Origin of the sequence: Acinetobacter sp. R933-2, assembly GCF_030325485.1 — a bacterium.
Taxonomy (GTDB): Bacteria; Pseudomonadota; Gammaproteobacteria; order Pseudomonadales; family Moraxellaceae; genus Acinetobacter; species Acinetobacter sichuanensis.
Genome location: NZ_JACAIJ010000022.1, coordinates 1 through 12,734 on the forward strand (window position 1 = coordinate 1; position 12,734 = coordinate 12,734).

General features: G+C 36.6%; 10 protein-coding genes. 3 read left to right on the forward strand and 7 right to left on the reverse strand.

Translation table 11 applies throughout. The features are described 5' to 3' along the window. The 4 genes from HX005_RS17875 to HX005_RS17890 form a co-directional block, all read right to left on the reverse strand. Positions 1 to 977 (reverse strand): BapA/Bap/LapF family prefix-like domain-containing protein (locus HX005_RS17875; RefSeq protein ID WP_286378385.1); only part of this gene is annotated, 977 nt, incomplete at its 3' end. Between the two features lie 558 nt (positions 978 to 1,535). Further along, positions 1,536 to 2,771 (reverse strand): HlyD family type I secretion periplasmic adaptor subunit, encoded by a 1,236-nt coding sequence (locus HX005_RS17880; protein WP_286378386.1) that lies wholly within the window; start codon positions 2,769 to 2,771, stop codon positions 1,536 to 1,538. Next, a complete protein-coding gene (locus HX005_RS17885; RefSeq protein WP_286378387.1) occupies positions 2,768 to 4,897 on the reverse strand; it encodes a type I secretion system permease/ATPase in 2,130 nt (709 codons plus the stop codon). Before HX005_RS17885 ends, HX005_RS17880 begins: the two co-directional genes overlap by 4 nt. Then, positions 4,897 to 6,423, reverse strand: coding sequence for a TolC family protein (locus tag HX005_RS17890; protein ID WP_286378388.1), 1,527 nt, complete (start codon positions 6,421 to 6,423; stop codon positions 4,897 to 4,899). Before HX005_RS17890 ends, HX005_RS17885 begins: the two co-directional genes overlap by 1 nt. Before the next feature lie 513 nt (positions 6,424 to 6,936). Here HX005_RS17890 and HX005_RS17895 point away from each other — a divergent pair. Further along, positions 6,937 to 7,404, forward strand: coding sequence for a 2-thiouracil desulfurase family protein (locus HX005_RS17895; RefSeq protein WP_286378389.1), 468 nt, complete (start codon positions 6,937 to 6,939; stop codon positions 7,402 to 7,404). Positions 7,405 to 7,447: 43 nt separating this feature from the next. Here HX005_RS17895 and HX005_RS17900 read toward each other — a convergent pair whose 3' ends face one another. The 3 genes from HX005_RS17900 to mhpT form a co-directional block, all read right to left on the reverse strand. Next, on the reverse strand, positions 7,448 to 8,443 hold the full coding sequence (locus HX005_RS17900; protein WP_286378390.1) for a bile acid:sodium symporter family protein: 996 nt from the start codon (positions 8,441 to 8,443) through the stop codon (positions 7,448 to 7,450). An 87-nt stretch (positions 8,444 to 8,530) separates the two neighbouring features. Then, complete coding sequence (gene pncA / locus HX005_RS17905) at positions 8,531 to 9,166, reverse strand: bifunctional nicotinamidase/pyrazinamidase (RefSeq protein ID WP_107009073.1); 636 nt, start codon at positions 9,164 to 9,166, stop codon at positions 8,531 to 8,533. 140 nt (positions 9,167 to 9,306) lie between these two features. Next, the gene (gene mhpT, locus HX005_RS17910) at positions 9,307 to 10,518 is read right to left on the reverse strand and encodes a 3-(3-hydroxy-phenyl)propionate transporter MhpT (RefSeq protein WP_107009072.1); all 1,212 of its coding nucleotides are present in this window, start codon (positions 10,516 to 10,518) and stop codon (positions 9,307 to 9,309) included. 691 nt (positions 10,519 to 11,209) lie between these two features. Between mhpT and dapA the strand changes: the two genes are divergently transcribed. Both dapA and HX005_RS17920 read left to right on the forward strand, forming a co-directional pair. Beyond that, complete coding sequence (gene dapA, locus HX005_RS17915; protein ID WP_107009071.1) at positions 11,210 to 12,103, forward strand: 4-hydroxy-tetrahydrodipicolinate synthase; 894 nt, start codon at positions 11,210 to 11,212, stop codon at positions 12,101 to 12,103. 15 nt (positions 12,104 to 12,118) lie between these two features. Beyond that, entirely contained in the window at positions 12,119 to 12,727 is a 609-nt protein-coding gene (locus HX005_RS17920) for a lipoprotein-34 precursor (NlpB) (RefSeq protein ID WP_107009070.1), read from the forward strand. The last annotated feature ends 7 nt before the right edge of the window (positions 12,728 to 12,734 follow it).

The following is a 12,734-nucleotide window of genomic DNA, read 5'->3' on the forward strand; positions in this document are numbered from 1 at the left end:
GTCACTTCAGTTTTGTCTGAAACGTTGCCTGCTTCATCTTTGGCAGTTACGTCAACTTTTTCACCATTGGTTAATGGATTATCCAAACCAACTGTGAAGTCACCATTTTCGTCTGCTGTACCTGAACCCAAGATGTTGCCATCTTTGTCTTTGATTTCAACTGTTGAATCCGGTTCTGCTTTACCTGTAACCGTTGAACCATCTTCACTGATTACAACATCACTTGGTGCATCTGGTGCTGTCGTATCTTCGCCAGTGCCACCAGTTTCACCTGTGCCGCCAGTTTCGCCTGTACCGCCAGTTTCGCCCGTGCCACCAGTTTCGCCCGTGCCACCAGTTTCGCCTGTACCGCCAGTTTCGCCTGTACCGCCAGTTTCGCCCGTGCCACCAGTTTCGCCTGTACCACCAGTTTCGCCTGTGCCGCCAGTTTCGCCTGTGCCACCAGTTTCGCCTGTGCCGCCAGTTTCGCCTGTGCCGCCTGTGCCGCCAGTTTCGCCCGTGCCACCAGTTTCGCCTGTACCACCAGTTTCGCCTGTGCCGCCAGTAGCACCATTATTAGAATCATTATCGTCAAGCGATCTATTTAAAAGATATGCCATTGTGCCTACAGCACCAAGCACTCCAGCCGCAAATGGTACACTGCCATCTGACTCATATAATAAAGGCTGAATATTATCTAACCCAGCATAGTTAATAGTTTCTAGTGAAACATTATTTAAATCATTAAACTTAACCCAAAGTAATTCATTATTATTCTCTAAAACCAAACTATTATCTAAAGCAAAAAAGTTTTCAATTCGAATCGTTTCGCCATTATCAAGAGTAATGATTAAGTGATCACCCTCTCTAGCAATATTTTTTATCTGATCCTTACGATATTTAAGTACAACAACAGACGGGGCTTTTATTGCAAAACTAGGATTAGTAACCTGAAATGAATTTCCAGTATCCTTAGATACTACTGATATATTTTCCATCTTTTCCACCGTTATCAGATAAATACTGATTTAAAAAAATAATATTATTAAAATCCTACCATGCCACTATGATTTTAGAATCACATAATAATTTTAAGTGTTAAATATATTCTTAATAGTCTATTAAATTAAATTAAATATTTAAGATGTCTAAAGCAGATCGGTTTAACATTAAAATATATGTTACATTTATTTTTTTACCATTATTTTTATTTTTATTTTAAATCAATAATTTACAAAATATAAAAACCTTATTAAAAATAGTACTTTTAGTTTATCTAAATGTGTATTTAATATTTATTTATATATATTTTTTTTAATATTTATGTTATTTTTTATTAACCAAAGTAGTGATGAATATCACAATAAAAATATATTTATAATAAAAAATCACATTAATTAAAATAAATGTATAATGTATTAAAAATATCGAAATTTTAAACAATTTATAACCTAAAATTTATATTTTAACTTATACCATCATATTTCTTATTACCTTATATATTTTTGCTCACAAAAAAGCCAGTATAAATACTGGCTTTTTAATAAATAAATGACTTATCTTTCTCTTAATGCTTCTTGTGCTTTATTAAATGGTTTAAGTAAATATTCCATAATCGTTTTTTGCCCTGTTCTAATATCTACTGTCGCGACCATACCAGGTGTAATGGCAAATGATTGCCCAGATTTATTAACCAGTTTATCAACATCAGTTCGAATATAAACACGATAATAAAATTGATCTTGTTTGACTTCATCTCGAATTGTATCTGGTGAAATCACGACAACTTTACCATCTAAGCCGCCATAGATTGAATAATCATAGGCTGTTATTTTCACAAGTGCTGCTTGTCCAGGATGAATAAAAGCGATATCTCTTGGTGAAATACGTGCTTCAATTAATAACTTTTCATCCAATGGAACTAAAGTCATTAATTTTCCATTTTGTGGAATAACCCCACCAATCGTGGTAATTGCAAGTTCTTTCACTACGCCACGCACAGGTGCATAGAAAGTCGAACGTTTTACAGAGTCATTACGTCCTGTTACGACTTGTTGTAAAGATTTAATATCTGCGTTGGCTTTGGCTAATTCTTCACGAGCTTTCACATAGTAATCATTACGCTTGTCATTAATCTGATTTTCAAAGTTATTAATATCACGCTTTAAACGTAACACTTCAACTTCTGAAGCAGCTCCTTTTGCAACCAAAGGTTGTGTCATTTGCAATTCGTTTTGCACCAAAGACAATGCATGTTGTAAACCTTTGATCGACTCTTCTAAGTTCCAACGTCTAGAGGTATAAAGTGCTGTTTCTTCTGAAACTAAACTTGGAATCTCATGGACTTCTTTAGGAAAGCTCAACTGAGTACCATTTACTTCAGCTTGTAAACGTGCTGCAGTTGCCTGCATCGCACGTAATTTACTTAAACTTTCACCAACTTGTGATTCAAAACGAGTGGGGTCAATTTGCGCTAAAATTTGCCCTTTTTCAACAATATCACCTTCTTTTACTTCTAGCTTAGTCACGACACCACCGTCTAAAGACTGGATGGTTTGTTCTTTAGATGAAGGAATGACTTTACCAGTTCCTGTCGATACCTCTTCCAGTTTGAACATACATGCCCAAACAATAAAAGCAATTAAGCCTAAAGCAACGATCCAAATCACCAAACTTGATTTTGGTAAAGGTGGCTCAGAAAATTTGAGTGCCGAAGGATTACTTGGACGCTTTAATGTATCTAAGCCATTTTCTGGTTTTGTTTTATTTTCAGGTAATTGTGCTGAACTCATGCTGAAGTACCTCGTGCATTGGCTTGACTCGAGTTCAAGATTTCATTACGAGGACCATCTTTTACGATTTTTCCTTCATGAACCACAATGATACGGTCTACCAATTGCAATACTGCGGGACGATGTGTTGCCACAATCAAAGTTCGATGTGCTGACCATTCTTTTAAGTTATTAATTAAAGTACGTTCAGAAACATCATCTAATGCTGCTGTTGGCTCATCTAATAACAGAATACTTGGATTGCGTAATATAGAACGTGCTAATAATAAAGATTGTTTCTGACCACCAGAAAAACCTGTACCACCTTCAAGCACAACGTGATCTAAGCCTTCTTTTTTCTGTTCTACAATTTCAAGTGCATTTGCCAGTTTTAAAGCATTGATAATGTCATGATCTGTTGCTAATGGTGCACCTAAAGTCAAATTTTCACGAATCGTACCGTAAAAAAGTTGAGCATTTTGATTCAACAAAGTCATATCTCGACGAATATCATCAGGATCAATTAAATTTTGGTCAACGCCATCTAAACTGATTTTGCCTTGAATTGGTGTCTGCATTCCTGCCAATAATTGCAGTAAAGTTGATTTACCTGCGCCATTACGACCTAAAATTGCAATTTTTTCGCCAGCTTTAATTTTTAACTGTGGAATAACTACGGATGGACGAGGATCATCTTCACTATATTTAAATAAAACGCCTTTAAATTCGTAGTGACCTAAAATTGTTGGACGATGAATCAGTTGTGCGCGATCAGGACGATCCACAGGTTTTTTCATTAACTCATCTAAACCTTGCTTCGCCACTTTTGCTTGTTGCCAGCGCCCTAAAACACCCGTAATTTGTGAAATAGGTCCTAACATTCTTGAAGATAAAATCGAACATGCAACCAGCGCACCAGTCGTCATATCCCCTTTCATCACTGCAAAACAACCCACCAATACGACAACTGCATAAGTCAAACCCTGAATTTTTTGAGTCCATGCATTTAACCAACCAGTAATTTTACGTTGGCGCATACTGACATCGGCTGAAACCTCATTCATGTGATTCCATTGGTTTTGGAATCTGGCTTCTGCACGTAATAATTTAATATCTTCAATGCCTTGAACAGCTTCAACTAAAATCGCATTACGAATAGCACCTTCACGCATGCCTTCTTGTGCGAGCTGTGCGAGCTTCTTTTGCGCCAAAATACTTGGAATAATCATCAATGGCACAACGATGAGCATTACCCAAAATAGGTTGCCACCAATCACCCAAAAAATTGCAAGGAATAATAGGAAGAATGGTAAATCTGCAATTGCACTGATCGTGGTTGAGGTAACAAGTTCACGCACCCCTTCTAACTCACGAATTTGTGAAATAAATGATCCTGTAGATTTAGAACGATCTTTATTACGAATACGTAATGCATGACCAAACACACGATCAGATATTTTCAAATCAGCACGTTTACCGATAATGTCAGACAAATACACCCGTGCCACACGCAAAGTAAATTCAAAAATAGCTGCGATCAGCACCCCACCTGCCAGAACCCACAACGTAGGGACGGATTGTGATGGTACAACACGGTCATACACTTGCATGGAGAAAATAATGGTTGCCAACGCTAAAATATTGGCAATCATGGACGCAACCATAATATCGGTATAGCGTTTCCAATCTTTTAGAACAATGCTCCAAAACCAACTTTGCTCATAGGGCTTAATATATTCATCAACACGCGCATCAGGAATAGATGTTTCTGGTCGGAAAATAAAAACTTGTTTAGCATTGGCTTGTAAGGCTTTTAAATCAAAAGTTTGTGATAAACCTTGATCCCCACTCAGCTGTAGACTTGCGTTACCTTGTTGGTCTACTTTTTCAATAACTGCAACTTGCCCATCTTTAAATTCGATGACTACAGGTAAACGCCAAGGGTTCAGTACATCTTTTGAAAAATCTGCACGACGATAATTTAATCCCAATTGTTTAGTGACAATCTGTAATAAATCATCAATATTCTGATATTTATTCCAATCTAGCTGTAAACGTATTTGCTCTTCTGAGGGCTGAATACGATAATGCTGAGCAACCGTTAAAATGGCTTGCAGCCAAGGTTGATAATTGAGTGTTTGGTTCATTACTGTACTTCAAACCCTTGAATTTTCGTATTATTAAGTTGATAAATATCTCTACTTTTACCAATTACATTGATATAAATCGCAAGTGTGTCATAAATATCGTAACGGGCAGATTCTCGTTCTGCACGAGAACTATGAAAAGACTGTTCAGAACTCAGTAAATCTAAAATAGACCGTTTTCCTAACTTGTATTGTTCTTCGTAAAGTTCACGTGTTTTTGCAGTAGAACGCTCTCGTTCAATTAACACCCAAATTTGCTTGTCCATATTTTCAATATTTTCACGGGCGATTTGCGTAGAATCCATGATATTTAAATAAGTGGCATTCAACTTTGAACGTGCAGCTTGCTCTGCATAACCTGCAGAGCGAATTTGTGAACTGACTGCACCACCCTGATAAAAATTACTACTCATAGAGATACCAATTGAGCTATCAGTATCATCTTCTTTACCTGTATTTGGGTTTTTACCATTCAGTGCTTGATTGAGTGAACCAACCAAAGACACTGTTGGATAACGACTTAACTCCGTTTGTTTCTTTTGACTACGTGCCACTTCTATTTCAGCTTGGGCTGCAATCATGCTCGGAATCATGTTCATTTTTGGAGAAGTATAAAGTTCTGATTTTTTTAAGAAATCATCATGAATAATAAAATCAGTGCGACTAACATCAAAGCCCAATAATGTGCGAAGTTTTTGCTCTTCTTGACGCAATTTATTTTGTTGTGTCAATAAATACGTTTTGGCATATTCTACATAGCTTTGAGCTTGCACAGGATCTGCATAACTACTAATCCCTGCATCGGAACGTAATCGAGCAATTTCATGTAAACGACTCACACCTTTGACTTGATCTTGTGCAATATTAAGTAAAACTCGATATCGCAAAACAGCAATAATGGCACGTGAAGTTTCTGTAGAAATTTCATCAATGCTCACTAAAACATTGGCTTGTTCTGCTTCTAATTTATTTTTTTGCGTATCAACACTGGATTTTACTTTACCAAAATCATAGAGCATCTGATTTGCTTCAACCGTATAGACCTGACGCCCACGATCACTCGAAGTAAAATCACCTGTGTTTAAACCTGCTTTTAACTGCGGATAATATTGTGCTTTTGCCACATCAATATTGGCATTTTGTGCAGCTAAATTTGCCAAAGATTGTGAAATATTTGGATTACGTTTTACTGCAATTTGCACCGCATTTTGTAAACTCAAACGACTTTGTATTTCAGCATTATTATACAAAGGGACATTATTATCATCTGTCATTGGACGACCAACCACAGGCAATTGTTGATAAATTGGATCTGTTTCAACTTGAAAGTTTGACAACTGACTCAGTTGTACTGTGCTATAAGATTCATCCGCTTGAGGACGAATTAAACTTCCAATATTTTGTTTAATCTCTTGAAAATACCCTTGCCGAGTTTCTGCATAAACCATGCTGTTTAAACATAAACTCAGCGCGATAAAAGTATTTAATTTTTGAATAGAAAATGTGAGATATTTCACTTTACACATGTGTAAACTGTACCTAGAAATAATATTGAATTCTCTGTAATCATTAAATCATTTGCATTTTTTGACATTATTTCCCATATATCAAAAATGAAAGATTTTGCTATATCACCGTTTCATTTTTCAACGGTTTAACTGAGAACAACCGACATCTAAATCAAAATTTTGATTATTAATTTTCAAATTGAATAAACAAAACACCAATGATTAAACCATAAAACTAATAAAATAAAACCTATAACCTTAATATTTTTCAAAATTCATAATCATTATTTTTAGATTACACAACACTTATTATAAAAAATGTGATAAATATCCAATAAAAAAATATTTATCAAAATTAATAAAACTATATTTTAATAAATATTAAAATATAAAGAATGGTATAATCTAATAATTAAATCTATGATTTTAATATATTTGAAATAAACCATATTTAAAATAAGGATTATAATCAAAAATTGCTATATATTTTTATTTAATTTTTCTTTTTATTTATCCACTTATTTAAACAAGATGAAATATTTAATTAGTGCCTGCCTTGTTGGTGAAAATGTTCGTTATGACGGTCAAAACTGTTTACATACTCAACTTAAATCTTTGCTTAAAACAGGTCAAGCCATCATGATTTGCCCCGAAGTTTCAGGTGGACTCAGCACACCTCGCGCTGCTGCTGAAATTGTCGGTGGTGATGGGCATGCAGTACTCAAAGGACAAGCCAAAGTCATTGATACACAAGGTAATGATGTGACTCAGGATTTTATTCAAGGTGCAGAAAAAACATTAAAACTCGCCCAACATCATCAGGTCACACATGTCATTCTCAAGGCAAATAGCCCTTCCTGTGGTTCTACATGGATTTATGATGGTTCATTTTCAGGAAACAAAATTCACGGTAAAGGTGTTACGACAGCCTTACTTGAACAATATGGTTTTAAAGTCATGACCGAAGATGAGTTTTTAAACCCATTAAAAAGTCTATAAAAAAGAGCGCATAGGCGCTCTTCAATGCTGTAGCCTCAAGGCGTTAATGTCTATACTGATCTTCTGATGGATTTTCTAAATCATTTTCTATGGTATTTTGTGCCATTTTATATGCCTTAGATGCCCAATAAGTCGCCAATGCAGGTCCAGAAATATTGTGCCATAGACTAAATATTGCGCTAGGTACCGCGGTTATAGGTGAAGCTGCAAAATGAATCGCTGCTAAAGTCACACCTAAACCAGAGTTTTGCATACCGACTTCAATCGAGACAGCTTTGGCATCTGGATAAGATAATTTCAATAAGCGACTTGCCCAATAACCTAGTAAAAAACCCAAACTGTTATGTAAGATCACTACAACCAAAATCAGCAAACCTGATTGCAAAATAGATGCCTTACTGGCTGCAATAATCGCCGCCACAATCACCACGATGGCAATCACCGATACCAAAGGCATGATTTGAATATATTGTTCAGTTTTTTGTTTGAAGAAAGTTCTCAGTGTCACCCCTAAAATAATGGGGAAAATCACCACTTTCAGAATATCAATAAACATTGAACCAGCATCGATCGGAATCCATTGACTCGCCAACAAATAAAAAATCGTGGGGGTTAAAATCGGGGCTAAAAATGTTGAAATAGAAGTACAAGCAACCGATAAAGCGGTATTGGCTTTAGCCATATAAGCAATGACATTGGAGGCTGTACCACCAGGACAGCAACCCACCAAAATAACACCTACTGCAATTTCAGCAGGCAACTGCAATAACTTGCAAAGCAGATAAGCCAAGCTTGGCATAATCACAAACTGAGCAACTACACCAATCAGCACAGCTTTGGGATTTTGCAACACACCTTTGAAATCATCTACGGTCATGGTCATGCCCATTCCGAGCATGATAATACCTAACACCCACGGAATATAGGCTTTTAACCATACAAATGCGACAGGAAAACACAGCGCAATCAATGCAAAGACCACCACCCAAAGCGCGAAGGTCTTTTGCACAAACTGACTAAAACGTAAAATGGCTGCCATAAAATCCGTCCTGAATCTTTTTTAATTGTCCCAGATTTGTCAGATTTTAATAGAACTTTATACCACTCAGTATTTTTTTCTGGATTATCACAAATTTTCTGTCTCTAAAATCTGCTTTGCCACAACACGTTTTACGCCTGCTGCCAGCATTTCTTGCCATGCATGTTGTAAAGAACCTTGCCAATCAATCGCTTTGGTCGCATCAGAAATCACAAAGGTTTTAAAACCTAGTTTCGCAGCATCCATTGCTGTCCATGCCACACAAAAATCTGTGGCAATCCCAACAATATAAACTGTATCTATACCACGCTCTTTCAAATACCCCGCCAGTCCTGTTGTCGTTTTATGATCTGCTTCCATAAATGCTGAATAACTGTCAATCTGAGCATTAAAACCTTTACGAATCACCAACTGTGCTTGTGGAATATTTAAATCAGGATGAAATTCAGCATCATGCGTGCCTTGCACACAATGAGTCGCCCATAACACCTGTGTGCCATATGCCAGTTGAATCGTATCGTAAGCTTTTTTATTCGGATGATTTTCTGCAAAAGAAATATGATTGGCAGGATGCCAGTCTTGGGTCAAAACAATATTATTAAAATGTTGTGCCAGTTGATTAATGGTTGGAATAATCTGTTCTGCATGGGCAACGGCTAAATTTCCCCCAGACGTAAAACCATTTTGCACATCCACCACAATGAGTACCGAATTATGCTGCATATCCATCTTTCTTAACTTAGTATTTTACTTCACTTTAGCATATTACAAAAAATTCAGTACATTGCCTCAATTGATCATTTTTATAAAAATGAAGTCTATAAAAAAACCCACATCATTATGGGCTTAAATATATTTTGATCTTATTCACTTTTTAGTCGTTGAATTAAAATCAGCATAAAAATAGCTGAAATAACAATACAAGGAATCGCTGCTGAAATTACCCCTGCTGCACCAAAACCTGCTGCAAGAAGTTGACCTGCGATCGCGGGTCCGAGCATTGCACCTATACGCCCCACCGCTGAAGCCATACCTACTCCTGTACCACGTACCGCAGTGGGATATACAATACTGCCAAACGCATAGAGTACACCTTGACAACCAATCACAAATGCACCAACCAATGCAGAAGCCATATACATTTGAGTCAATGAACCTGCTGCATTTAAAGCAAATAAACCTGCCAAAATACCGCCATACATTAATACAATGACATAGGTCTTTTTCCAGCGATCCGTTAACATTCCTAAGATTACAGTACCAACTGTTGCACTGACCATAAAGTAAAACTGTGCTGTTGCACCTTCTTTACGTGTGAAACCTAGTTCAGTAAATAATGATGGCAACCAACTCAACATGATGTAAACCACCATCAAAGTGAAGAAGTAACTCACCCAAATCAGAAGAGTACGGACAAAATTTTGCGTATTAAATAGATCTTTAAATGAAGCTTGAGGCGTAACCTCATTCGTATTGTTATTTTGCGTTTTTAAATATTCTTTAGATTCTGGCAAAAATAGAATCATAATTGGAATAACAATAATCGGTAATAAACCACCTAAATAGAAAATATTTTTCCATTCTGCACCAAAATTAGTGCTTGCAACCAAAGATAAAATTGCAGCGCCAACAGGCATACCACAATACATCAAACCTACTGCACGTCCACGGTTTTCAGGAGACACTGCCTCTGACGCCAGCGTAATTAAAATAGGCATTGCAGCACCTAAACCAGCACCTGCCAAAAACCGAACTGCCAATAAACTTTGGAAACTATTTACCCATACAGTACATAAAGTAAAAACTGCAAATACTGCTGTAGACCAAATCAAAACTTTTTTACGACCAATACGGTCAGCAAAACGACCACCCACTAATGCGCCGGGCAATAATCCCAAAATGCCTGCACTAAAAAATACGCCCAATTGTGAACTGTCTAAAGCAAAATGCTCTCGAATACCTGCTGCTGCGATACCTGCTGCTTGAATATCTAATCCTTCAATCACTGCGATTAAAAAACAAATCAGCACCGTAATGGTGGCATGTTTTTTATCTAAATCGGCTGATCGATCCATATTGAAAAGTCCTTTTACAAAATATTATCGAATGAATCATCATCTAGAAAAATATTTTGCAAAATAACTATCTAAAGGTCGTAGAATATTGGTTTAAATCAGAAATTTAAAATAAATAAATTATTTTTAATAAAAATTTAATAAGTTTAAAAAGCAATAAATCACGCTAAAATCTATCTCTTTAAGCCATAAAATAGAGCAATTAAAGCACAATTAAAGAACAAATTCTCACCATCTAAGAACAAGTCAAAATACCTCCTATATAAAAAAACACTCAATATTTTTGCCATGATCAAAATTTTAGCTAAAAAAAGTAAAAAATCTAAGAATAATTGTGTCTTTGATCATCTTTAAAAACTCTAAATCTTCATGATTGACTTTTTGTTAAGATAGTTGAGCTAAAAGTTTGATTTAGCGCATTTTGAATCTCTCTAATTTTACTTAGACCTAAGAAGTCGCTGATAAAAGTAGAATATGAAGCTTAAACTGTGAGTTATTTGTTGCTTTTTTTAAAGAATTTCCATGCTTTGAATAAAGTATATTGTTCTCAATCGCTGAATCAGTCATAATTTGCGTAAGCAATATGCAATTATTAAAGTGATTGTTTTTGCTCAAATCAAAATACTGCAACCATCCCAATCTTATTTTTAAATCAGTATATGCGGATGGACACATAGGATATTTTTTCAAAATGACTCAGCAAGCACAGATTCAAGGCTCAATTGTCGCAATCGTCACCCCAATGTTAGAAGATGGCAGCGTAGATTGGAAGGGTCTCGAGAAGCTGGTTGAGTGGCACATAGAACAAGGCACTAATAGCATTGTTGCCGTCGGTACAACTGGCGAAGCATCAACGCTTAGCATGGCAGAACACACAGAAGTAATTAAAGAAATTATCCGTGTTGCCAATAAACGTATTCCAATTATTGCCGGTACTGGTGCAAACTCAACACATGAAGCTATTGAGCTCACCAAAGAAGCAAAAGAACTCGGCGCAGATGCCGCTCTTTTAGTGACACCTTATTATAATAAACCAACTCAGGAAGGTTTATACCAACATTATAAAGCAGTGGCAGCAGCTGTAGATTTACCAATCATTCTTTATAACGTACCAGGTCGTACAGGTGTAGATTTACAAAACGAAACAGCGATTCGTTTAGCTGATCTTCCTCAAATTGTTGGCATTAAAGACGCTACAGGTGATGTACCACGTGGTACAGAACTGATTAATGCGCTAAAAGGTAAAAATATGGCAGTGTATTCAGGTGATGATGCAACTGCATGTGACCTAATCGCTGCAGGTGCGCAAGGAAATATTTCTGTTACAGCAAATATTGCACCTAAAATTATGAGCGAACTTTGTGCTGCTGCAATCGCAGGTGAAATGGATACAGCAAAAGCAAAAGATGCTCAAGTTGCAAAATTAAACAATATTCTATTTTGTGAATCGAACCCAATTCCAGTGAAATGGGCACTACATGAAATGGGATTAATTGGTACAGGTATCCGCCTACCATTAACTCCGCTTGCAGAACAATACCGCACTCCTCTGCGTGACGAACTCAAAGCAGCGGGTGTCATTTAATAAGAGCTTAGTATTATGCAATTACGTTTTGGTTTAACCCTTGCCCTGTTAACTTTAAGTTTAGCGGGTTGTAGTTCTTTAGGAATCAAAAATGGTTCTTTAGACTATAAAAATACAACTGATGTGCAACTGCTTAAATACCCTCAAGGCACAACGATTAGACCATCAACGCCATTGTATCCAGCTCCAGTGGTTGACCCGCTTGCGATTCAACATGCTCCTAAGTTTGAAAACAAGCGCGGTAATCGCTATGACGTACCTCGTCCAGAGTTTACGCAAACAAATTCCGTAACACAAAGCAATAATGATACTGCGACAGCGGTAAGTCGCCCACAACTTTTAACTGATGGAAATGCGAATCCACTGCTTAAAGTTGATGGAGATTCTGCTATAATTTGGCGGTATGCATTAGCAACCCTCAATAGTCTAAATTACAACATCATTGGGCAAAGTAAAAATGTGACTGAAGTTACATTTAAACTCGATAATACCAGTTATGTTTTAAAAATGACTTCTGTAGGCTCAAGTAATACCATTGCTTTGTTTAATGCGAACAACTCTTTTGCAGATAAAGACCAAGCTGCGGAAGTGTTGACCCAGATATACCAAAACTGGCCAGCCTAGTCGTTCT